Source organism: Terrabacter sp. 2YAF2, from assembly GCF_052114705.1.
In the GTDB taxonomy this organism is placed as follows: domain Bacteria; phylum Actinomycetota; class Actinomycetes; order Actinomycetales; family Dermatophilaceae; genus Terrabacter.
In genome coordinates, this window is record NZ_JBFRFG010000001.1 from 64,849 (window position 1) to 86,969 (window position 22,121).

Annotated in this window: 18 protein-coding genes; 3 read left to right on the top strand and 15 right to left on the bottom strand. The window is 65.6% G+C overall.

The window, feature by feature from the left end; genetic code table 11:
- Positions 1-34 precede the first annotated feature (34 nt).
- The 10 genes from AB4030_RS00355 to AB4030_RS00400 all read right to left on the bottom strand — a co-directional run bounded on the left by AB4030_RS00355 (position 35) and on the right by AB4030_RS00400 (position 10,256).
- Positions 35-1,267, bottom strand: coding sequence for an MFS transporter (locus tag AB4030_RS00355; RefSeq protein WP_442277181.1), 1,233 nt, complete (start codon positions 1,265-1,267; stop codon positions 35-37).
- Positions 1,264-1,485: a DUF397 domain-containing protein gene (locus AB4030_RS00360; RefSeq protein WP_442277182.1), complete on the bottom strand. Its 222-nt coding sequence runs from the start codon at positions 1,483-1,485 to the stop codon at positions 1,264-1,266. The genes AB4030_RS00355 and AB4030_RS00360 overlap by 4 nt, the downstream gene beginning before the upstream one ends.
- 20 nt (positions 1,486-1,505) lie before the next feature.
- Positions 1,506-2,423 carry a helix-turn-helix domain-containing protein gene (locus AB4030_RS00365; RefSeq protein WP_442277682.1) on the bottom strand — a complete coding sequence of 306 codons (918 nt, stop codon included), beginning with the start codon at positions 2,421-2,423 and terminating at the stop codon, positions 1,506-1,508.
- Positions 2,423-2,941, bottom strand: a complete 519-nt coding sequence (locus AB4030_RS00370; RefSeq protein WP_442277183.1) for a hypothetical protein — start codon at positions 2,939-2,941, stop codon at positions 2,423-2,425. The genes AB4030_RS00365 and AB4030_RS00370 overlap by 1 nt, the downstream gene beginning before the upstream one ends.
- A gap of 163 nt (positions 2,942-3,104) precedes the next feature.
- Positions 3,105-4,223, bottom strand: coding sequence for a C40 family peptidase (locus AB4030_RS00375; protein ID WP_442277184.1), 1,119 nt, complete (start codon positions 4,221-4,223; stop codon positions 3,105-3,107).
- A gap of 1 nt (position 4,224) precedes the next feature.
- Positions 4,225-4,542, bottom strand: a complete 318-nt coding sequence (locus AB4030_RS00380) for a hypothetical protein (RefSeq protein WP_442277185.1) — start codon at positions 4,540-4,542, stop codon at positions 4,225-4,227.
- 319 nt (positions 4,543-4,861) lie between these two features.
- Entirely contained in the window at positions 4,862-6,928 is a 2,067-nt protein-coding gene (locus AB4030_RS00385; protein WP_442277186.1) for a hypothetical protein, read from the bottom strand.
- Between the two features lies 1 nt (position 6,929).
- Positions 6,930-9,551, bottom strand: coding sequence for an ATP-binding protein (locus tag AB4030_RS00390; RefSeq protein ID WP_442277187.1), 2,622 nt, complete (start codon positions 9,549-9,551; stop codon positions 6,930-6,932).
- Entirely contained in the window at positions 9,548-9,997 is a 450-nt protein-coding gene (locus AB4030_RS00395; RefSeq protein WP_442277188.1) for a hypothetical protein, read from the bottom strand. Before AB4030_RS00395 ends, AB4030_RS00390 begins: the two co-directional genes overlap by 4 nt.
- A 7-nt stretch (positions 9,998-10,004) precedes the next feature.
- Complete coding sequence (locus AB4030_RS00400) at positions 10,005-10,256, bottom strand: hypothetical protein (protein ID WP_442277189.1); 252 nt, start codon at positions 10,254-10,256, stop codon at positions 10,005-10,007.
- Positions 10,257-10,600: 344 nt separating this feature from the next.
- Between AB4030_RS00400 and AB4030_RS00405 the strand changes: the two genes are divergently transcribed.
- From AB4030_RS00405 to AB4030_RS00415, 3 genes are read left to right on the top strand one after another with little or no spacing between them, the layout of a single operon-like run.
- Positions 10,601-10,891: a hypothetical protein gene (locus tag AB4030_RS00405; protein ID WP_442277190.1), complete on the top strand. Its 291-nt coding sequence runs from the start codon at positions 10,601-10,603 to the stop codon at positions 10,889-10,891.
- The gene (locus AB4030_RS00410; protein ID WP_442277191.1) at positions 10,891-11,391 is read left to right on the top strand and encodes a hypothetical protein; all 501 of its coding nucleotides are present in this window, start codon (positions 10,891-10,893) and stop codon (positions 11,389-11,391) included. The genes AB4030_RS00405 and AB4030_RS00410 overlap by 1 nt, the downstream gene beginning before the upstream one ends.
- 21 nt (positions 11,392-11,412) lie before the next feature.
- Positions 11,413-11,658 (top strand): helix-turn-helix domain-containing protein, encoded by a 246-nt coding sequence (locus tag AB4030_RS00415; protein ID WP_442277192.1) that lies wholly within the window; start codon positions 11,413-11,415, stop codon positions 11,656-11,658.
- A 231-nt stretch (positions 11,659-11,889) separates the two neighbouring features.
- Here the strand turns inward: AB4030_RS00415 and AB4030_RS00420 are convergent, their stop codons facing one another.
- The 5 genes from AB4030_RS00420 to AB4030_RS00440 form a co-directional block, all read right to left on the bottom strand.
- The gene (locus AB4030_RS00420; RefSeq protein ID WP_442277193.1) at positions 11,890-13,668 is read right to left on the bottom strand and encodes a DUF262 domain-containing protein; all 1,779 of its coding nucleotides are present in this window, start codon (positions 13,666-13,668) and stop codon (positions 11,890-11,892) included.
- 327 nt (positions 13,669-13,995) lie between these two features.
- The gene (locus AB4030_RS00425) at positions 13,996-15,303 is read right to left on the bottom strand and encodes an ISL3 family transposase (RefSeq protein WP_442277194.1); all 1,308 of its coding nucleotides are present in this window, start codon (positions 15,301-15,303) and stop codon (positions 13,996-13,998) included.
- Positions 15,304-15,481: 178 nt separating this feature from the next.
- On the bottom strand, positions 15,482-17,068 hold the full coding sequence (locus tag AB4030_RS00430) for a hypothetical protein (protein WP_442277195.1): 1,587 nt from the start codon (positions 17,066-17,068) through the stop codon (positions 15,482-15,484).
- Positions 17,069-17,261: 193 nt separating this feature from the next.
- Positions 17,262-19,859, bottom strand: a complete 2,598-nt coding sequence (locus AB4030_RS00435) for a DEAD/DEAH box helicase (protein ID WP_442277196.1) — start codon at positions 19,857-19,859, stop codon at positions 17,262-17,264.
- Positions 19,856-21,979 carry a site-specific DNA-methyltransferase gene (locus tag AB4030_RS00440; RefSeq protein ID WP_442277197.1) on the bottom strand — a complete coding sequence of 708 codons (2,124 nt, stop codon included), beginning with the start codon at positions 21,977-21,979 and terminating at the stop codon, positions 19,856-19,858. The genes AB4030_RS00435 and AB4030_RS00440 overlap by 4 nt, the downstream gene beginning before the upstream one ends.
- Between the last annotated feature and the right edge of the window lie 142 nt (positions 21,980-22,121).

Sequence of the window (22,121 nt, forward strand, 5' to 3'; positions counted from 1 at the left end):
AAGACCTGCGGCGCCGTTGTTTTCGGTCTACCGTCTACCGGCCGAGGGATCGACGGCGGACCACACCGAGCACGGCCGCAGCGGCGAGAGCCCCACACGAAGTGGTCGCGACACCCGCGTTGAGGCCCCACACGTGGACGAGCCCCCCACCTGCGACCGCACCGAGAGCGGCGGCTCCGATCCCCGCGACCCTGGTTGTGGCACTTACGCGACCCAGCAGCTCGTCAGGCGTCAGCCGTTGACGGGCTGTACCGCCGAACACCGTCGCCGACATCGACGCCGCCCCCACCACGGCAAGTGCTAAGCCGGCGACCCAGGCGTTCGGCGAGACAAGTATGCCGAGCCAACCAACACCTTGCACAGCCAGTCCGACACCGTAGATAACCGTCGCAGGTGGCTGCACCCGAAGTCTTGGCACAAGATAGCCGGCGGCGAGGCCGCCCCCAGCTGACGCAGCCAAGAGGAAGCCGAAGCCCGTCTCCGTGACCTGAAGGCGCTCTCGAGCGAACAGCACGAGCGTCGAGTAGGCGATGTTGTACATGAGATTGAAGAGCGCCATACCGATCGTGAGCAGCCGCAGTTCGCTATGGCGGCCGAGGTATCTGAGGCCTTCTCGAACTGACCGGAACACTGGGAGGTGCTCGGCGATGGTCGGTGATGGCGCCATCCGACCAAGCCCCGCTAGGAGCGCGGCAGAAAGCACGAAGGCGCCCGCGTTGCCGAAGAAGGGAATGCTCGCGCCGATGACGAAGAGAGCTGCACCGATTGGTGGACCGACCATGCTCCGGCCCAGCAAGTCCAGTGACCATATGCGGCCATTGGCACTCGCAAGTCGTTTCTGGTCACGTCCAACGACTAGAGGAAGCGCCGCCTGCGCCGCGGGGTCGAAGAAACACCCGGCGACGCCCAACAGGAAGACGCAGGAAACGAGCGCCCACAGCTGCACAACCTCTGTGAGGACTGCGACGGCAAGCGCACCAACAATCGCCGCACGGACCAAATCAGCAACGACCATCGTCGTTCGGCGTGGCCAGCGGTCCACGAGAGCACCCGCGGGGAGGCCCACGACCAGCCAAGCGGCATACGACGCCGCGACCGTGAGGGAGACCTCGAAAGGATCGCTCGTCAGACGCGCAGCGAGCAGAGGCACTGCCGCGAGGACCATGCCTTGTCCGGCGATGGAGACACCGGTGGAGGCCAGCAGCCGATTGAGACCTCGCCCTGGCGAAGCGTCGATCGGCTGCTGGTCTTCCATCGCTTCGGTCATCCGGGCGTCGTCAGCGCGTCGTACTCGAACTGGCCGTCGCGCACGCCGCCTATGAATGCGCGCCACTCGGCTTCGGTGAACTCGAGGATCGGACCACGGCCCTGGGCCTTGGTGTCTCTTACACCGATCAGACCCGCGGACTGCGCCACCTCGACGCACGCGCCCGTATCGCTGTGCACGGACTTTTGCCAAACGGCCGCGTTCCAGTCGGGTTCCATGACGTCCCCTCTCATTTGGGTCACGACGCCCAGTAGCGCCGTGCGTCCTCGATCGCCTGGCGTGAACCTGCGGCGTCGAGAGCGTCCTTGTGCAGCCCTCGAAAGAGCTTCTGGTATGCCGTGATGTCGCGTTCCCCTGAGAGGTACAGGTCGGCGGTTTGGTTCTCGCAGAGAACGACCGGGGATCCTGCCTTGAACTCGTAGAGCACGAACGAGCCGACCGCGAACGTGGGAACAACTGTCCCGAGCTTGAGCACACGCACATCGGCGTAGCCAGCGTCGAGCAGCTCGAGAAGGCGCGTCATCTGATCTGCCATGTCAGCGGACGTCGCTCGAGGAGAACGGTGCAGCACCGACTCGTCCAGGACTGCGTCGTAGCGGACCCCGCGCCGTTGACTTAGCAGTCGCTGACGCTCGAGCCGAGCTGGCACGACCACGTCGGGCTTCAGACCGGCGGCCTCGCAGATCGCCGTGGCATACGCGGCGGTCTGCAGCAACCCCGGGACCCAGGCTGTCTGGTACTGCCTCAGCCGCTTGACGCGGGTCTCCACAGCTTCGACGGCTGCCTGTCGCCGTGGGGCCCCGCCCGCACTGACCACCCAGGCGCCCTCGAGTCCGCTGCTCCGCGCCACCGAGCCAAGGATCTCAGCCCGAACCTCCTCGGCCACGCCGTAGTAGGCGAGCAGCTCGGCCACTTCGCTCACGCTGGCGCCGAAACGGCCAGTCTCCACTCGCGAGATCTTCGACTGGGACCACCCCAGGTCGCGTGCGACCGCCGATCCGGAGATGCCAGCTGCTTCCCGGATCCGCCGCAGCTCGAAGCCCACCTCTGCCATGTCACCCTTCCATGCACTGATGAATAGGATGACGATATAGATCCAAAGGCGTGGCGCACGACTGGCCGCGCCGTGCACGCGAATGCAGCAGGCTTCCGTCATCACTCGGCCCAGAGCTCTTCGGCCGGGAAGTGGCCCACCGTGCGGTCCAGCGCGGTGTAGCTGCCTTTGTGCCAGCGATACCACTGCTCCTCGGTGACCACGGCGACCGCGAGCGTTCCGTCGCCGCTCATCAGCGGGCCAGACACGGCGCGGAGGTCAGTGTCGTACCGCCCGTCGCCAAGCCGGCGGACCAGCCGAGAGCCGATGAGATGCGTTCGACCGGGCACGGGGCTGAGCGGCTCGACCCGCGGCGCATTCGGATCCTCCAGCAGGGGCTGGAGCCAGGATCCCGAGGGTGAGAGCCGGGATTGTGGGACCCGGACGAGCTCCTCGACCCAGACGCGAGAGATGTCGACCGCGACGCCATTCTCATCAGCACCGAGGTAGTGGTCACGCTCCTCGACGAGCTGGATCCCAGGCTCCTTGAGGCCTGGCAGATCTACGAGATCGGCGGACGAGATCCGCAGATCGCTGCGCCAGCCGTATGCCGTCAGCTCACCTTCGTCGTACGTGGTCATGAGGAAGCGCGCTCGAGAGCCCGCGGGAACGACGTCGCCGTCTCGGAGCCGACGAACGAGCAGCGCCGGAACTTCTACTGCGGAGCCGTCCCGAGGCCCGTCGTCCCACCCGAAACCGCCGACGAGGGCGCCGAACCGTCGGTCGACATCACGAGGAGTCAGCTCATCCATGGCCGGCCACCGCCTGGGCGCCTGCCGTCGGCCCGGACACGCGACCGACAAAGGCAAGCTCGCGCTTGTAGTAGTCCACGGTCATGAAGTCGTGAACGACCTCGACGGTGAGGCCGGGCCGCGGAGCATGCACGATGCCGCCTTGCCCGTCGTACATCGCGACGTGGTGGAAGTAGTCGGGTGGGTCTCCTGGTGTATGGAGGAAGACGAGGTCTCCGGGTCGCCAAGCCTTGGGATCTGAAGGGAGCCGCTGAACGGCTGCAGCTTGAGCGCTGGCCAGTCGTGGCAGCTCGACACCGGCTTGGTGCCAGGCGTATTGCACCAGCGACGAGCAGTCGAAGCCAACGACGCCGGCGCCGACTCCGAATCCGCCGCTCGGCCCCCGAACCGTACCTCCACCCCAGGAGTAGGGCACGCCGATCTCGGCCATTGCAGCTGTGACAGCCTTCCCTCCCGCGCTGCCGTCGTTGAGGAAGGCCGCGTTGGCATAGCAGCCGGCGGACAGGACGGTGGGATCACCGACCACCTGCATCGCAAGTGACTGCCACTTCGCGTACGCACCCGGGAAGGCACTGCGCTGAACAGCCTGCGCTGCGTCGGTGACGGACATCCGGTCGAAGCCGGCGATGTCGAGCAGACCGGGCTGCCCCTGCCCGCCCCCGGTGTAGAACATGCGCGCCGAGGTGGCTGGGTCCATCCGGTCGGCGGCACTCCCCCAGCCCGTGCGTTGCTGGAACAGGCCCACGCTGTCTCGGTCGCCGTAGGGCACGTTGACGAGGTTGGACTCCTGCATCGCGGTTGCGACAGCGACGACCCAGCCGTATGCCGGCACCTTCAAGTCGCGTCCGACCGCGACGATGGTGCGCGCGTTCGCCGCCTGCTCCTTGGTGAGGCCGTCGATGCCCTTACTCACGCTCCCGCTGTCGATGACCGCACCCGGACACCCACCGCCACCAGCGGGCGATTGCTGCTGTCCGGCGCCGCCGACGAGAGACATCAACAGCGCCACGGCGAGACCACCGACCAGGACGAGGGGCAGAAAGAGCATGAGGACGCGTCGGACTCTGCGCCAGATCAGGGCACGGCCTGCGACGACGAGCGGAGCAACCATGTCAGCTGCCCGACAGGGAAGGCGTCAGCGTCGGCGTCGGCGCACCAGGAACATCGTTGGCGGGCTCGAGGTCGCTCACCAGACACGACGCACTCGACTTCTCAGTTGTGACGTCGACGCGGCCACCATCCGTGGCGAACCGGAAGCTCTCGGCACCCGACCGGGAAAGCACCTCGACAGACTTGGGTGACACCCGGCTGGCCGGGACGCTGCTGGGGTCGGTGTGGCTCAGCTGGTCCATGAGCTTCGGCACGGCATAAGGGCGAAGTCCGTCGAGCCACTTCGCGGGAGACAGGCCGGTCTTTACCCAGTTGGTCATGAACGCGGATGCCGGGGCTTCGCAGGAGTCACTGGTCCACGGCCTGCCAACAGGAGCACTCGGCGGCACGCCCTTGGCCGCTGTCGTGGTCCTTCCACTGGTTGGAGTCGGGTCGCTGGTAGCGACGTTTGGCAACTGCTGTGGCGGCGTCGACCCGCTGGGGGTCACCACTACCGGCGCAGCGACCGGGCGGACCGGCGGCGGTTCGAGGTAGCTGGTGGCCTTTCCCGCGAGGGCCAGCGCGACGAGCAGGACTGCGACGCTGACGCTCAGATGTCTCCACGACCAGAGCGGCCACTCGATGAGCCGATGCAGGCGGTTAGGCATCGCGACGACCCCGCTCCGACTCGCCGGGCTCAACCGTGACCATCGACTTGGTGTCGGCGTCGAACATCCGCACCCGAAGGCCGTCCCCCGTGACCTCCGCGTGGGAGTCATGGGTCCGCTGGATGGGGGTCAACACCTTCAGCCCTGACGGCACCTCGTCGACGAGCTGTCCTTCGATTCCACGATGGGGATACACCTGGCCAGAGTCAGAGGAGGCCGGGGTTGCGCGGCTGCCGGAGGACACTTGGCTAGAGGTTTGAGTCATGGCTGAAGCCACGACCTGGGACGGGGCGTCTGCATCGCGAGCCGCTTGCGACAGTGGCGAGCTAGGAAGTTCGTGACGGGGACCGGTGACGCGACCGGACACATACCGTTGTGCGTCTGGCACCTCTGGCTGCGTCAGGGTGACCGAGTCGAAGCGTCTCCCGATCGACTCTGGCGGGAGATTGACGCGCCGCACGTAGCGGGCAGGCCCGACGTCCCGCTGACCCATGCGGCCATCCTGCGCATCGTCGTTCTCACCGGTGGTCGTCCCGGTGGCGTGCCCCTTCTTGTCGGCGTCCTCGTTCCCGTCGTCGACGGCCTTTCGTCCGACGAAGTAGCCAAGGGTCGTTCTCCCGACCGTGCGCAGCATGCCCCGCTGCGACGCCTGGCCGCCGAGCATGCTCGTCAGCGAGAGGAGCGGCATGAGGAGCACGAAGGCGGCAAGCGACACGACCAGACACATGACCAGGGACAGGATCCCCATGCCGGCGCCGTTGGCCTCCTTGATGATCGCGGCGATCGCAACGCTGTGGATGGCCGACCCGACGCCGAACGCGATGACGTTGACGACTGAGGCGCCGGCGATGTTGCCGATGCGCCGCACGATGCTGGCCATCGGGGCGATGACGCCGAAGACGGCGGCCGCGGGAAAGAACATCACCAGCAGGCGCAGCATGACCAGGCCCGCGAACATGAAGATGTCGGCTATCAACCGGAACACCGCCGTGAAGGCGACGCCGATGAAGGCCATGAAGCCGGCACCGGCTCGCCCCTTGGCCTTTCCCTGGACAGCGGCGTAGGCGAGCGGGTCTTGGTCCTGGATCTCCTGAGTGGTGGCACCCCAGTCGTCGGCCTTCTGCTGCGTCGTTTTCTCCACGCCGTCCGGAGTGGATCGCGCAGCGGCCAGCTCCGCGCGGCTGAACGTTGACTCACGAAAGAGCAGCGGCCCCCACTTCTTGGCCGCCGGGCTCTCGGGGTCACCGAACTCTCCACGCAGCCATGACTGGTAGAGGATGTCGTCGACGATGAGGGCGCCTTGTGCACGCGTGGGATCGGCCGAGCTCGGGCCTGTGAGACCAGCGGCGCTCTCGTTGACGGACGCCACGGAGCTGGTGATGGCCTGGTCGAAGAAGCTGGCGACGCGGGTCGGGTACTGCGAGATCCCGGAAAGCACTGCCAGGACGAAGATCGCCCACACTGCTCCGGACATGACAGCCGACAGTCGTCCGCTCAGTGAGTAGAAGAGGAGCAGGACGGCCACACCGAGGAAGGAGACCATCCCCCACGGGGACCAGATCGCGTCATGCAGGCGCGTCGTCACGGTGGCAACGACGTTGTCGAGCGGCTTCATGTACTGCTCGGGGTGTGCGACGCGGTTGTGGATTCCGTTGGTGGCAGAACTGATCCACACGCCGCCACCCAGGAGGGCGTTGCCGATGAACGTGTCGATGGTGGCGTCCATTTCGCCCAGACCACCCATACAACCGGTGTCGTAGGTGCTCCATCCGAGGCCCGCGTAGCCGTACTGGTCGTAGATCGTCGTGGTCCGGCCTGGCGCCCAGGGGTCGCCCTTCGGCGGCGCTGGTGTGGGTCCCGGGTCGAAGAAGCCCGGCAGCCCCGTGTCGGGTAGCGATGCTGTCGGCGCGGACTTGCAGTCCCACGGTGCCGCAGGGAGGGTGATCGGTGCCGCGTTGGGTGCGGCAGGGCTCGCCCAGGCCGGGGCGCCGAGGGCGAGCGTCCCGGCGGCCATGACGAGGAAGGCGAGGACGATGCGGCGAAGGCGAATGGCTGACATGTCAGGCGCTCACTCTCTCGTCCGACTCGTCCAGGCCCTCGGCATACGCGCCGTCCGTCTGGCCGGGGGCGTCCACCGGCGTGTTGGCACGCTCGACTCGATTCCGGGCCTTGTCGGGCGCGGCCGTCGTGTTGAGGGCCTCGAGCAGGTTGGGGTGGGCCGAGAGGTCCATGCGGATGCGCTCGATCCCGCCAGACCCGTCGCTGAAGACGAACTCCCTCGGTCCCCGCAGACCGTCACGCGATGGTCGGGACAGGGTCCCGAAGATCTGCTCATAGCCGAGGCCGTCGCGGATACCGGGGATGAACCGGAGGGCATCACGTTGAGCGTCCTCGCCAGTGAGGCGACCGATGAAGGCGGCCGAGCAGAGGTTGGCCAAGTCGAGCTTGAGCAGGTCGGCCGGGTTCTGGGAGGCCATGAGGACGCGGGTGTTGTGCTTGCGCGAATCGCGAGCAGCTCGGTCGATGAACCGGCGTCCGCTCGAGAAGGTGGACAGCGCCCACGCCTCGTCGATGAAGATGCCCTTGCGGGCGTGGACGTCGCCGAAGTACATGCCGCGCTGGGTGAGCCACGCCGCGAGGTACATGACGCACATCGACAACCGCTCGTCCAGGTCCTCACCGCCGCGTGTGCTCTCGTCGGGCAGGGCCAGACCCCGCAGGGAGTAGACGGTGAGGAGGGGTTCGAAGCCGTTCTCGCCGGCCGGGCGTCCCGCCGGAAAGATGAGGCGGCCGTGGCTGGTCTTGGCCGCTTCGCGGAGGAAGTCGGCCATGTAGCCGGCGTGACGGGCCAGTTCGGCGTCGCCGGTCGGCTCACCGTGGGGCCCGCGGTTGAGGTCTGCCAGGGCAGTGACGACCTGGTCGCACGACGACCAGGCGTTGGCAGGGACGGCCCCCACGGCACGCATCAGCGCGACCTCTGACAGAACGTGTTCCTGCAGCTGCTTGGGCAGCATCGCGCGCATGACGCTGCTCGTGAGGAGCCGTCTGGTGTCCTTGGCCTGCTCCATCGCTGCACGCCAAGAGGCCTCGTCGGCGTAGTGCTTGCGGTCGGGCTCGGCGATGACGCGGTAGGTGGACAGTGAGCCGGGAGCGGCGTCGAGAAGGTCGACGGCTCGCGAGTACGGCTCGAGCTCGGGCAACTGCGTCAGGGCCGTGAGGCGCCCGGACGGGTCTAGAACGGTCCACGGGACACCTTGGATCACCGTGCGGTAGATGATGTTGCCGCCGGCCGTCGACTTGCCGCCGCCGAGACCCGCGCAGAGGACCGCGAGACCGGACTCCTCCTCCCGCTCGGTGGCCAGCCAGGGCTCCCATGTGACGACCCGCGCCGAGGTGCCGGAGGTTTGCCCCAGGTGGATGCCGACTCGGTCGCCAACGGTGGCAGTGGCCGCGGGGACCGCGGCGGCGAGGGTCGTCACCGGCATACGGCGTCGGTATGCCGTGGACCCGAGACGCTCGCCGGGGATGAACTCACGGGCGACCGCGTACTGGTCCTGCGGGCGCGCGATGGTGATCTGTGGCGCGTACATCTTCCGGACGAGGCTCGCTCGGTCGATTGCCTCGTCCTCTGTCGCTCCGGACACGGCGATTCGGTACCAGCCCGTCGTGCGTGTGGAGAGGCCCGAGAGGCCCATCGAGATCTCGTCCTCGACGGCAAGCGCACGACTGGCCTGGCGCTCAAGCGCCCCGGGTGCGGGCTCGTGGTGCTCGAGCTCGTAGTGGTTGGCCTGCGCACGGATCTTCTGGATGTTCCGACGCATCGCGGCTCCGACCTTGGCTGCATCTTCCACGAGGATGCGGCCAGACCATTCCACGGGGAACGGCAGTTCGTCCGTCCGCTGCATCCACGGGATGCCGGGCGGGATGTCGAGATCCGTCATGCGGCCTACCGACAGGACGCACACGTGGCGTTCGATCCGTCGGTCATCGTGCTCGCCGACCACGCGGATGGTGCGGCCGTACGGCGTGGCGAACCAGTTCACCCGATCGGTGAACTCGCCCAGGTCGTCGGGGTCCCAGGCCTCGTCGGTGACTCCGCCCAAGGTCAACGGAGCCGGCAGCCCGAGCGAGCAGGAGCGGTGGAGGAGCCACTCGAGCTGCCGCGGTGTCGCTGGAGCAGCTTCGAGACCAGGAGAGCTCATCAGCTCGTCGGTGGCGCGGACCTGCTTCTCGAGGGCCGTGACCTCACGCTGAGAGATCGCACCACCGAGGCTGTCGCTCAGGCTGTCGCCGATGGAGCCAAGGGCCTTGAGCAGGGGGCTCCGGCTGGGGATCTCGACCCCGAGATAGACCTCCTTGTCCGCCATGGAGAGAGACGCGAGCCGGTGCTGGTCCGTCGTGAGGTGCTTGCTCCAAGCTGGAAGCGGTGCCGGCGCATTGGCGTCATGGTCCCTAGCCCACTTCGCGACCGGGTACGGACGCGTCGTGACGCGCAGGTGCACCTCTCGCTTGGCCAGCTGTGACAGCACGTCAGCGCCGTCGACGATGAGCTGCTCCCGGACGCCATCCGGCCTGAACGACCAGCCCTGAGGGTCGAGGAGGTACCAGGCCATGACCTTTTGCGCGGTCACGGTGCAGTGCCCGGAGATCCGACGCAGTGCGAGTCCTCGCTTGCCGCTCATGAGCTCGTCCCCTCGATAGTGGCCTGGCGCACAAGCGCGGCTGCCTCTGCATGCGCTCGGCGCAGGGCCTTGCGTTGGGCCCGGCTCGGGCGCGAGGGGACAGCACGCACTCGAGCCGGGCGGACAGTGTGCGCCGCGACCTTCTGGTCGTCACGTGGCGCGGAGACCTCATGCGCGAAGGCCGCGAGGACGGCCCCGAGCGGCCGGTCGGGGTTGACCACCGACAGGATGAGCCGGGTTAGGGCGACTGTTGCGAGGAGGCTGTAGGCGAGGGAGAAGAAGCCAAGGCCGATGCCCAGTCGGCGCTCAATCATCTGCAGGAGCACGAACACGACCGCGCCCACCATGTAGGCGCTGTATCGGGCTCGAAAGGGCAGGGTCCGGTTGGGAGGACCCAGCCAGACGGAGTTGACGTTGTAGATCTCGTCGTCGACCGGTAGGCGCATAGTCAGCTCATCCCGTGATGAGGGACGCCATCCACGTGCCAACGCTGTCCGCCTTGCCACTCGTGGCGAGACCCAGCACGGCCAGCGCGATGACGACGCCGGCGACCACTCGCATCGCCTTCGCGTTGTCGCCACGCTGCGCGAGTACGAACAGCATTGTCGCGACGAGCAGGAGTAGTAGCGGGATGATGTTGGACTTGATCCAGCCCTGGAGGCCGGTCGTGCCGGCCGCGGTAGCCAGCGTTGCGATGGTGCTCATGTTGTCCCCTTCTTGATGGATTCGGGCATATCGCCCGTTCCAGAGCACCGCGACCTCCGCGAGAGAGAAGAAGAGACACGCCGGAGCATGACCATCTCTTGGGGCACGTCTCGCCTGCCGTTCACCGAGCCGAGGCGTGGTCCGGAAGGGAGCACGGCGGCAGACCTAATTGGTTCTGCAGACCCCGACCTGTCGGCGACGGAGGGGCTAGTTCTCCCCGTCCTGATCCGCCGCCATCCGGTCTGACATACGGTTGGGCGCACGCAGTTCGACTGTGTCCACTTGGCAAACCGTTACCGAGAAATCTTGGGTACTCCATAGGCATGAGTGGTTACATACGGAGCGTGAACGCCTTCGAGATCGCAGTCCAGTCCCTCGGCGCGCAGATTGTCTCGTACATCGGTCGGGACCGACTCGCTTCCGTCTCGATCGCAGCCGATGAGCTGACGGCCACTGCTGAGATTGCAATCGTCCTTCGTGATCAGTCATGGGCCGAGGAGGAGCGAGCGATTGACAAGATGGTCGAAATCAGGGGGATGTTCCTCGATGACCTCTCGTTCGATTACCGCTTCGACTCGTCCGTCGAGCTCTCGCACACTGCATCGACGAGAGCACCCCAGACCCAGTTCGCCTGATGGGAACTGAGCACCTCACGGCGGAGGTGCATCGGGAGCGGGCCGAACGCCACGCCAAGATCGGCCATGCACTCGCGGATTCCGGGGACGAGTGGGCTGCGGTGTGCTTCTTTTACTCGGCTTACCACCGTGTGAAGGCAGCACTCCTCGATGACGTCGTGTTCGACGATCCGAACACCTGCTACGCCAAGCACGTGGATCTCCTGCCGCAGGACCGATACACCTCGCGGCACAAAGGTCGGAAGCACACGAGCGGCGGACGCGAGTGGGGTATCAACGATCTCGTGCTCTTGCTCTACCGGGGCGCGGCTGGAACCTATGACAAGTTGCACCAGATGAGCATCGACGTCAGGTACCAGTCGGGACTACGAGCCAGCATCCCTGACTTGCTGGGCCTGTGGTCGAGGTGGGAAGCCTTGTGTGACGAGGGCACCCTAGGCAGCGATCCAGTTGCGCCAGGGTTCGAGGCCGAAGAGGGGCCACCCTTCACCACGGAGTAGTGGCAGGGAAGGGATCGGACCATGCCTTACCCGAGCCGGCCCGTGCTCGATGTGCTAGCGGAGTTTGTGGGCACCTCATCGACCCACCAGACGCCAGAGCAGCGTGCGCGGTTGCTCGAGTTCTGCGCTCAGCAGTACACCGCCGGCCGGTCAATTCACGAATTGGCCGAATTGACGGGCCGGACACAGTCGGCGGTACGACGAGCGCTCGACCAGGCGGGCGTTCAGCGTCGCGGCCGCGGTGCCCAGCCAGTTATGCCTGCGTAGACGCGGGCTCCGTGTCCTCGAACGGCCTCGCCGTCTGGACCCTCTACGGCGACTGGTAAGCATAGGTGACCACTGACCGCATGCGCGCAGTACGTGGCTATCCGGTCGCGAAGCCCCACACACTCGGATCCCGCCAAATCTGAACGGCCAAGGTCTGCCCGACGGCACGACTGCACAACTTGACGACGCCGGGCCGAGGTGAGCGATGGGCGCTGTCGGACGGCAGCCGACTCAGCCTAGTGGGAACCGCTCGACAACCTTGCTCGCCAGGACTGTCGTTCGCTCCTCGATGTCGTTGGCAGTCCAAGAGTCTCTCGTGGCCAGTTCTGCGTTCAGGGAGAGTCCGTTGCGGTAGCCGATGTGCCTGCCCTTTGAGTCCTTGCGGTCCCGCTTCTCCAGGAAGGACTTGTTGCCGAGGTTGCTGTTGTAGGCGGTAATCGTGAGATTGCCGAGCCTGTGCCGGTGCTCTTCCTGGACCTGGCCCGAGACCTCCCTGCCGCCCAGCATCTGCTGCCACGCCGGTGGAAGGTTCTCGCCCTGCGGGAGGATGTGCTCGATTGTCCAGACGAAGTGGTTCTTCTCCTGACGCCAAAGATCGACTTCGGTCTCCTTGGTCATGGCGTCCTCGGCCAGCATCGCGAGGACGAACCTCGCAACGTCGGTGTTCTCTTCGTAGATCCGCCCCACGAGGCGAGCACGGAACTCGGCGTCGGTGGCCGAGACGGCGTTGAGGCGTGCGCGCACGACCGCCAGGACCTCGTCGCCGCGCGCGTCGCCCACGGCGTCAATCGTGGTCATGAACAACTTCGCCAACGCGTAAGTCTGCGGGTATCCGGTCAGGTTGCGACGCACGAAGAAGCTAGTCAGGAGGTGGGCGACGGACTCGATGTGATCATTAGCGAGCTCCAGCTCCTGCCGCTTCGACATCAGCCACATGAGCAGGACGTAGGACGGCGCTCCTTGGGCACGCATCAATCGCTGGAACGCCCGATCGAGCGACGTCGGTTGGTCGAGCTCGACCACGCAGTTGATCCGTCCATAGATCTTGCTCGACTCCACAAGTGCATCGACGACTTGCTTGAGGTTCTTCCCCAGGAGGGCCTCGTAGATCCGGATCAGATTGGACTTGGTGGCGACCGAGGCGTTGGGCACGTCGGGGAGCTCAGCCTTGAAGGCGTTGTAGTAGTGGCGAAGGAAGCGTTCCTGCGTGGCGTAGCTGTCACCGAGGCTTGTTAGCATCTCGTTCCAGTGTTTGAACGCCTGGTCGACGTCCATGACCTGCTTCTTCTCCGACTCGGCGAGCAGGTGGTTCTTGATCAGGTCCACGGGCGACAGCGGCATGCCGCGGTTGTTGAGCGACTCAAATAGGACGAACGCATCGGCGTGACTCGCGACCTCGATCTTCACGATGACCGCCCGCAGTGCCGCCTCGTGCACCCTCAGCGCCGCTTCCGTCTCACTGATCTCGTCTGTCTCAGCGAGCTTCAGGATGGCCGAGCGGAAATATCCATAGCACCGCGCAATCCGGCGGCTGGGATAGTACGGCTTCCATTCCCCTTGGATGGGGAGCCCCGCCTCCTCAAGCACTCTGCGGTAGTCGGCGAGGTTGTGCCCCTGCTTCTGCGGCGTCACCCTGGGCTGCTCATCGGACTTGCGCACAAGTTGCCGGCCGAGGTTCGTGACGTCGGTGCGAGTGTCGTCGTCGAGTTCGTCGAGGTGCTCCTTGAGCACTGAGTAGACAGCAGCCAAGAGGAGCGTCAAGGTCGTGAGCCGCTGCTGGCCGTCGATAACGTGGAGGATGTTTCCTTCCAGCGTGTCGGTGGTCTGGTCGAGCGTGATTATGGTGCCCAGGAAGTGTGCACCGTCGGCCTCGATGAGGTCTTCGAACAGGTCCTCCCACTGCGCCTTGTACCAGGAGTACTCCCGCTGGTAGGGCGGGACCCGATACAGGATGTTGCCGTCGTGGCTGAACAGTGTGTGCACCGGGTACTGGTTGGCCGACTTGATCATCTGGCACCTTTCGCCTGCTCGACGCTGCACAGCGGCGGCAGCCCAACGAAGCTCTTCAGCGCCTCGAAAGTCGGAGCGTGAAGCGCCGTGCGGCCAGCCGTGAATGACGGTATCTCAGCGAGACCTGTTTCCGAGTCAAAGTCACGCATGGTCGTCCACTCTCGAGGCCGGGCTGCTCAACTCCGTCGGCCCAGACTGCAGCCCTACGGCTCTCCCCGCGACGACATTCATCAGAGCACCATGCACCAACACGACCCTCCGCACCCAGGGGCAGTGAGCGAAAACCCCGCGTCACCTAAGTCGAACCGGGCGACGTTTAGCGGCTCTTCACAATCGAGGGTGTAGCCGCGGTCTGAATCCGCCTGTCTCGAGCAGGGATCGGGCGATGTAGTTGGTGAGGTTGCGGAAGCCGAGCGCGGATCCGCGCAGGTGCTCGAGCCGGCCGTTGATGGCCTCGGTCGGTCCGTTGCTGGTGCCGGGCCGGTCGAAGTAGGCCAGCACGTCCGCGGCGCGCTTCTTGAGGGTCCGTCCGAGGGTGATGAGTTCGGTGAGCGCAGCCGGGACTCCGGCGCTGACCGCGTCGATCACCGCGGTCATGAGCTCCCGGCCGCGGTTCCGGTCGGGTTCGCGGTAGGCGGTGATCATCCGCTGGTAGATGCCCCACGTCGCTTCGACCTCCACGTGCTCTTCGACCGCGAACAGCGCGGTCAGTCGGACCTTCTGTTTGTCGGTGAGCAGGCCGGTACCGGTGTGCAGGGTCCGCCTCGCCCGGTAGAGCGGGTCGTTCTTGCGGCCGCGGTGGCCGTGGAGGTCCCGCTGGACCCGGCGACGGCACCGGTCCAAGGCGTCACCGGCCAACCGGACGACGTGGAAGGGATCCATGACGGCGACCGCGTCGGGCAGCTCCTCGGTGGCGGCCGTCTTGAACCCGGTGAACCCGTCCATCGCCACGACCTCCACCCGGTCACGCCAGGACTGTGGCCGGTCGTTCAGCCACGTCTTGAACGCCTGCTTCGAGCGGCCCGCCACCATGTCGAGCAGCCGCGCCGGGCCGCTCCCGTCACGGATCCCGGTCAGGTCGATGACCACGGTGACGTACTTGTCCCCGCGCCTGGTGTGCCGCCACACGTGCTCGTCGACGCCGACGACCTTGACCCCGTCGAACCGGGCCGGGTCACCGATGAGGACCCGCCGGCCCTCGGCCAGGACCGCGTCGTTCGCGGTGTTCCAGGCGACCCCAAGCCCTTCAGCGACGCGCGCGACAGTGAGGTGCTGGACCACGAGCGCCTCCAGGGCCCAGCGCAGCCCACGGCGTGAGAGCTTCGCGCGAGGCTCGGCCGCGCGTGTGGTGTCTTGACGCCACACGCGCCCGCAGCCGGTGCACCGGTAACGGCGGATGGTGACGAGCAGCGTTGTCGGTCGCCACCCGAACGGCTCGTGGGCCAGCTCCCGAACGACGGTGTCGCGAGGTGCGCCCTCGCAGCCGCAGCGGCGACACCACCGGTCAGGCTCCACGACCCGGCAGGCCAGCACGGCCCGGTCCGGCTCAAGGCGTTGACCGGTGACCACGAGGCCAAGCTCGTCCAGGCGGCAGTACGTGCTCAGGTCAGGACAGGCGAAGGTAGCGTCAGACATGTCGAGGTCTTCTGGATGGTCGGTGTAGGAACCTCCATCATCGGAAGACCTCGACGCCTACCCGGCCACCGCCACTCCACGAGCGGCTACACCCTCAACTGTGAAGAGCCCGTTTAGCCGAGGCGGCCGACCTGGCAGCGTTCCCGTTCCTCTTTACGCTGTCAGGTGCCACTGTGAACTAGTTCGCGGACTTGTTCGGGACCAGATGGTGTGGACCAATGAATCCGACGTGGACCATGCCGGTCGTTCCGCCGGTGTCGTCGTGAAAGTAAATCCTCGGCGCGAGGTTGCCACCGCCCTCCGAGACCTTGAGGTGCGCAAGCATGGTGATCTCATTTGACTCATTGACCGCGGAATCCACCTTGAACACACGCGTTCGGCGAAGTTTGTCGTTGTTCTGGACGGACTCGCTCTCAGTCATCGAGAGCTTCTTGGTGGTGGCTGGCCACCCGAGCAGCGGACCCGAGGCGCACCACTCCCAGAAGCCGCCCTTGTCCCACCCTCCTGCCCGGTCTTCGGCGTACGCCGCGAGGGCCCGCAGTCCGCGCCAGGTGTTGTTCCCCCACGCGAAGGCCGTGGGCGCAGTGTCGATGTCGGCAAGCTCTCGCGCCGCTGACTCGGGCAGTGCGAGCCACTTCGACAGGTAGGTCTGGGCTGCAAGAACCGCTTCGGACGTGTCCTGCACGTCATCCGGGATCGAGGTGTCGACCTCGTGCTGAGTCCCCCACAGCAGATCGGTCAAGCCCTCTGAAAGAAGCTCGTCCTTGAGACGAGCCAGGTGTCCATGCGCCCTCGCAAGCTCCTTCTGCAGCTCGCTGTGCTCCTCGAGAGCGAGATCCATCTCGAACTCCCACTGTTCCCGGGCCTCGTCCAACAGCGCGGCCGGAACCATGTCGTCGAGTGCGCCGGCAGGAACGCCGGATTGTTCTGTGAAGACCCGGAAGACGTCCGGGACACGGCGTCGCGTGGAGAGCTGAGCCACCGAGTAGACGATGCGGTCGATCGTCGCCTGCGGTGCGACCTCCAGTCGTGACCGCAGGTAATACCGGTGGCGCCACCCGTCTCCGTCAGGCTCGACCGGGACGGGAGCGTAGACGCGAACACCTCCGCCCCAGATCGCAAGGTCTCCGAACTCCTTCTTGAACAGGGTGACCGCGTCCTTGTCCAACGTCATGACGACGGCGATGCCCTCGGAACGTGCGGCGATCCTGGTCGCTGTTGTGAGCCAGCTGCCGTCGTGGCTACCTCCGGGTTCGGAGCACACGATCACGGGGAGGCCTCGGTGCGGGTCGGCCAGGATGTCGGCCAAGATCCCGATCCCTTCGGCGGGGATGGCTTGCGGTGCGGTCAGCAGAACGCTCCCACCGATGCACGGTTTCTGCGAAGCCGCGAGCAGCTCGCGCACGATGCGAGGCCTGCCGATTGAGACCCGACGTGCGAAGTCGTCGGACTCCATTGAGTTCTCAACCAGGATGTGAACGCGGGACTCATCCAGCGCGACGCGGATGGTGGTCATCCATTCGGTCATGTCGTCAGGCACCTGATCACGCACGGTGAACTCGACGGCGTCAGAGGTCACTGCTCGGTAGACGATCGTGCGGTGACGGCCCTGAGACAGGTCTAGGTCAGTCTGCCCCTCGACCAGCCTCGTTGGCTCGGGCACCTCCTGCGCCCAGGCCGCGACGCGCAGCCGCAGTTCGTCGAGGGCCACGGCCGGCTCCGTCATGACCTTGTCCGACCAGACCGCCCGGTACAAAATGCTCATCGACCCGCCCTTTCGCGTTGATCTGGCGACACTATGGGTGTGCGCTGACACAGCTCCTGGCAGAGGAGCCCCGCCCTCGGGCGGTCCTCACACTCACAGGCCCACCAGCGTGCATTCCCCGCTTGAGTCCGGCGAAAGAGACGCCGGTGGGGAGTGGTCAGGCGTCTGCTCATCTCCGGTGACCAGGCGGTGGTCACCGAGCCGAGTCGTAGTCAGCGGCAAGGTTGCTGGCGTAGAGCTCGAGCGGAGACTGGTCACTTGCCAGGATGCCGGCTCGGACGCGTTCGTCCTGCACGTCGAGGATGCGCATCGTCCCGTTGATCTTCGCCACGGCCTCGATGCGGTGGAACTCTGACCCGAACTCTTTGGCGAAGCGCGTGAGCGCTTGAAGCTTCATCAACGAGTCCTCGAGGTGATGGCCGTGCGGGTCCACGATCGACGCACGGATCTGGCCTCCCACCTCGTTAAAGAAGACGAAGTCCGGGTGCATCGATCGCCAGTTGCCCGTGGCGTCCCGATAGGTGACACCTACGGAGTCGACTGCCGCGCGCGCTGGGTTGCGGTACCACGCCTTGCAGGAGGACCGGGCAAGCTCGGCTTGGACGACGTCGAACTCCCAGTCGTTCAGGGAGCTGAGCGGGAAATCGCCGTCTTTGTCCGACATCAGGTGCCGGTTCGCGACCGGTGCCACCGCAAGTTGTCCGTCCTCGTCGACGACCGCGAAGTCCTCCATCCGGGTGCGAGGACGTCGAAGCTCGCCACGCTGCGGTTCTGTCGCTTCAGCGCGAATCTCCTCGAACGCCTGCTGACGCTCGTCCGACAGTTCCTTGATCGCGACACGGTGCTCGGCAAACCACTTGGCCGCCAGTTCGTCGGCCTCCCGGTCGACCTTCTCGCGGATCTGTTTCACGATCGCCAGAGCGGACACCCTGACGTAGGCCTCACGCAGCCCGTCGTCGTCTCCGTCGTCCTCACCGGCAAGATGGTTCACGTACGCCTGGGCCACGTCGGCACCGAACGCCTTCTTAGCGTCGTCGAAGCCCACGCGGATGGCCCGGTCGTCGGCCCGTTCGACGAACTCGGCGTAGGTCAGTTTGCCGGTCTTGCGTCGACCGGAGATTGTCATCCCGCGAACGGTCCAGATCTCGGCGATGGCCTCCTCGAGCTCGCCGGCATGGCGGATAGCAAGCGAGTCGAGAACGGCCGCCATGGTCCTCTCGACTTCCGACAGCGAGCCCGGTCGGACACTGTCGGACGACAGCGCCTGGGCGAGCGCAACGAGCCGCTTCACCGGCCGCGAACCCCGCTGCGGCATCGTCTCCGTCGGGACACGGTCCCACGCCTCCCAGACGGCCGGAGCGATCGAGGGGTTCTGCTGCAGCTCTCGTCCGTCGAGGAGGACCTTCTTGCCCCCGCCACCCGGCAGTTCGCCGATCGCGCCCGACAGGAACTTCGCGACGTTGCCTGCGGTCGTGCGGTCGAAGAACGGCAGGATGCAGTCGACGGAGTTGAGTCGCTCGTCGCCGGGCACGCGGCGCGCAAGCGGGTTGCGAACCATTCGTCCGAGCAACTGGGTGATGTGGGTCTGGTCCGTGGCCGGCCGGAACGACACGAGCACCTCGGCCCGCGGGCAGTCCCAGCCGGTCGAGACCGCGTCCTTCGCCACGAGAACGCGTACATTCGTGCTCTCCTGGACGCGCTGCGGCTCGATCCAGTCGACCTCCCACGAGCCGAACTTCTGCGTCGTGTGGTCCCCGAACACGTGCCGAACCGAGTCGCCGGTGATCGTCGGCATCACCCTTGCGATCTCGTCGAGCGCGAACCCGATCTGGTCCGTGTCCGGCGTGTTGGGGGCTTGCAGCACGAGCAGCGGCCTGACGACCGAGTTCGCCTTCTCCGCCTTCGCGTAGCGCTCCCAACGCGCACTGGAGTCCTGGAGCTTGGTTGCTGCTCGCCGAACGAGCACGGTGTCGAAGTTTCCAGCCTCGTTGGGGATGTCGAGGTTGATGACGTCCTTGACCAGGCCCGACTCTTGGACGCGCAGAGGGTCGACCTGGACCGACGGCAGCGCCCGGCGCGACTGGTCTGCGTGCGCGGCCCTCATCGCGTCGTTAAAGCGCTCGATCGTGGCAGAGATGCCCCAAACGATCGGGATGGCCGGTTGTCCATCGTCGCCGTTGATCAGTTGCCGAACGAGTGTTGGCTTCTCGGAGCTGGTTCGCGTGTTGAACCCTCGGTGCGCCTCGTCCAGGATCAGGTAGACGGTCAGGCCGGGGTCGTCGATCGTGTTGCCGATCGTCTCCCAGATCGTCCACCCCTGCAGGTCCGGGGACGAACCAGCCGCCATCTCCTCGAACGCACCCTCGTCATCGACGGTCGCGCCACGGGTGAGCAGCGAAGTCTTGGACAGCCGCTGCGTGTTGAGGAAGTAAACCTTGCCGGGCGAGAGCTTCGCTCGGGCAAAGGGTGGCTTGATCGTCACCAGCTGGTCGTATGTGAACTTCTCGCTCGCCTCACGGAGGCGGTCCTTCGTCTGCTCGTTCAGGCTCGGGTCGTCCGAGAACCAGATAACGACCGCGCCGGGGTCGGAGTCGGTCCCGAACTTGTCACTCCCCCAGAACAGCGACTCGATCACGGCGGCGGCCATCACGGTCTTGCCGGCACCGGTCGTCGCAGACAGGGCTACCGATGAGTTGACGCCCTCTTGCCGGTAGACGGACCGCGCCTTCTCGAGTGCGCCGAGAACATCGTCGACGGCTTCGGCCTGGTATGGCTTCAGGGTGAACTTCATCGGCTGCTTCGTCCCGCCTCGATCTCGAAGTTGCGCAGATATGCCTCGTAGAGCCGGACCGGCTCGACGTGCTCCGGCAGCTCAGCCACCAGAGCCTCGAACAGGCGGTCTTCATCGGTCACGATGAACACCATCGTGGCCTCGTCGTTATCGGCAAGAGCCTTCAGGAACGGTTCCGCCTGGTCGAGATCCGCGATAACCCCGTAGACGTCAGCCACATCCCAGCCATTCGATATGTCGTCGATGCGACGCCCATGCGACCCGGCTCGCAGCCACAGGAGAGGCGCGATCTTCTTGAACTCGCGGTTCGAAGCCATGCGGAGCGGCGCTTCGTAGGTCAGGGTGAAGAACTCGATGTTCTCCTCGAAGCCGTCAGCCATCGGAAACTCGTCAGTGAACCTGTAGGCGCCCTTGATCGGCATCCCCCCAGGGGTCTTGCCGGTGATGGCGGCCGTCATCCGCGGCTTTGTGATGAAGTCGCAAATACCGAGCGCCTCCCATTCGGGGTCGCCCGGACGCAGGTCTCGCTTGCCCAGTGCCTTCTGCTCGTCGACCCCCACCTCGTTGTTCGTGACGGAGAAGCACTGGCGTCGCCCACCATCCTGCTTGTTTAGACGCATGACGGCGTGAGCGGTGGTGCCGGACCCGGAGAAGAAGTCCAGGACAACCGCCGAGGGTCTTGACGCGAGAACAATCGCAAGTGTGTCCTCTACGGCGTAGAGCGACTTTGGGAACGGAAATTTCCTGTCCGGCATGAGCGTACGCAAGAGTCGAGAGCCGTGCTCACCAGCGTTGTGAGCGCTCGAATCCCACACCGTCGGAGCGGCCTTCGGGACGACCCCCGTAGCGCGGAGGATAACGACACCATTCTCGTCCCGACCAACTTCCTCGTAGTCGCCACGCTCCCAACGCTCGACTTGTCCTCGGTTCAAATAGGAGATGCTCCACTGCCGATTCTTAGAGTCGTAGGAACCGACGCGGGCCGTCCCGCTTGCCACCATCTTCTTGAATGAGTCAACGGAAACCTGCCACCGCTTCTCAACTCCCTCTCTTGAAAGCGGCCACACGATTTCAGCTCCCTCGGGAGGGGACACAGTGTGTCGATCTTGCTCCGGTGGAAGCGCTTGTCCCACACCAAGGATGCGCCAAGTGTCGGCATCGACGAAGACGGGGTAGAAGAGATTCGGCCGATCCGACCTAAGGGCATTATTGGAACCCTTCATCAAGCGCTCCCAGCGCACTTGCTCGGTAGATTCCTCTCGAGGCTCACCTCGGAGCGACCGTTGCGTCGCGACAGGCTTAGCGTTTCCGAGGAAGCAGAAGAAGATGAACTCATTCACCCTCGTCAACTCGCCAAGACGAGCCGAACCATTGGGGTTCGTAACGGCGGTCACCATTTGAATCCGCGCATCCGGGAACACCTGCTCTAGAAGGAGAGCCAGTCGCGCGTACTCCTTCTCGTCAATTGTGACGATAAGCACGGAGCTCTCCGGGTTGAGCAACTCCTTGGCCAACTGCATCCGACGCTCCATGAAGGCGAGCCACTTCGAGTGGCGATACAGGTCGTCGCCCTCGACGTAGTTGTTGTTGTACTTCCAGTCCTTCGCGCCGGTGTTGTACGGCGGGTCGATGTAGATGCAGTCGACTTTGCCGCGGTGCGTGAACAGCAGGGTCTGCAGCGCGTGATAGTTCTCGGCGTTGATGACCGCGTGGTACGGCTTGTCGCCACCGCGTTCGACTTTGCCGGTGGAGACGAGGCCCGGGTAGATCGGGTCGCGGAACTCGGCCACGACCACGAGATCGTCGGTCGCGGCATCGGCCTCGTCCTCGTCCTGATCGAGGGAGACGAGCGCCGCTTCCCGACCGCCGACCCCGCTCGAGACGCCCACCACCTGCCACAGCCGGTCGTGTTCGCGCTTCCTAGCCTCGCCGCGCGGCGGGAGAACCCGGACCTTGTCGCCCTTGCGGACCTGTCGGCCCGGTAGCTCCACCGCCTCGGGCACGTGGCGCTCGAAGTTCAGGCCGAACGACCTCCTGTCGGCCAGCGCGTCAAACTCTCGCTGCAGGTCATCCGCCAGTCCGGGCTTGTCCATCCGAAGCTGGCGCAGCAGGTCGTTCAAGCGAGACAAGGCGGTAGTCCTCCCGGCGGGTGAGTGATCGAGTGCAGCGTAGCCACGGACCGCGACGAATGTCCTAGACCGTCCCCGTAAATGAGCGCGTCTGATGCCCTGCGCAGTGTCGGAGGTGGGTGCAATCATGTGC

Bases quoted from the DNA above. Each gene is read 5' to 3' on its own strand.
- AB4030_RS00355 (WP_442277181.1), bottom strand. From the start codon at position 1,267: ATGACCGAAGCGATGGAAGACCAGCAGCCGATCGACGCTTCGCCAGGG.
- AB4030_RS00360 (WP_442277182.1), bottom strand. From the start codon at position 1,485: ATGGAACCCGACTGGAACGCGGCCGTTTGGCAAAAGTCCGTGCACAGC.
- AB4030_RS00365 (WP_442277682.1), bottom strand. From the start codon at position 2,423: ATGACGGAAGCCTGCTGCATTCGCGTGCACGGCGCGGCCAGTCGTGCG.
- AB4030_RS00370 (WP_442277183.1), bottom strand. From the start codon at position 2,941: ATGACCACGTACGACGAAGGTGAGCTGACGGCATACGGCTGGCGCAGC.
- AB4030_RS00375 (WP_442277184.1), bottom strand. From the start codon at position 4,223: ATGGTTGCTCCGCTCGTCGTCGCAGGCCGTGCCCTGATCTGGCGCAGA.
- AB4030_RS00380 (WP_442277185.1), bottom strand. From the start codon at position 4,542: ATGACCAACTGGGTAAAGACCGGCCTGTCTCCCGCGAAGTGGCTCGAC.
- AB4030_RS00385 (WP_442277186.1), bottom strand. From the start codon at position 6,928: ATGTCAGCCATTCGCCTTCGCCGCATCGTCCTCGCCTTCCTCGTCATG.
- AB4030_RS00390 (WP_442277187.1), bottom strand. From the start codon at position 9,551: ATGAGCGGCAAGCGAGGACTCGCACTGCGTCGGATCTCCGGGCACTGC.
- AB4030_RS00395 (WP_442277188.1), bottom strand. From the start codon at position 9,997: ATGCGCCTACCGGTCGACGACGAGATCTACAACGTCAACTCCGTCTGG.
- AB4030_RS00400 (WP_442277189.1), bottom strand. From the start codon at position 10,256: ATGAGCACCATCGCAACGCTGGCTACCGCGGCCGGCACGACCGGCCTC.
- AB4030_RS00410 (WP_442277191.1), top strand. From the start codon at position 10,891: ATGGGAACTGAGCACCTCACGGCGGAGGTGCATCGGGAGCGGGCCGAA.
- AB4030_RS00415 (WP_442277192.1), top strand. From the start codon at position 11,413: ATGCCTTACCCGAGCCGGCCCGTGCTCGATGTGCTAGCGGAGTTTGTG.
- AB4030_RS00420 (WP_442277193.1), bottom strand. From the start codon at position 13,668: ATGATCAAGTCGGCCAACCAGTACCCGGTGCACACACTGTTCAGCCAC.
- AB4030_RS00425 (WP_442277194.1), bottom strand. From the start codon at position 15,303: ATGTCTGACGCTACCTTCGCCTGTCCTGACCTGAGCACGTACTGCCGC.
- AB4030_RS00430 (WP_442277195.1), bottom strand. From the start codon at position 17,068: ATGAGCATTTTGTACCGGGCGGTCTGGTCGGACAAGGTCATGACGGAG.
- AB4030_RS00435 (WP_442277196.1), bottom strand. From the start codon at position 19,859: ATGAAGTTCACCCTGAAGCCATACCAGGCCGAAGCCGTCGACGATGTT.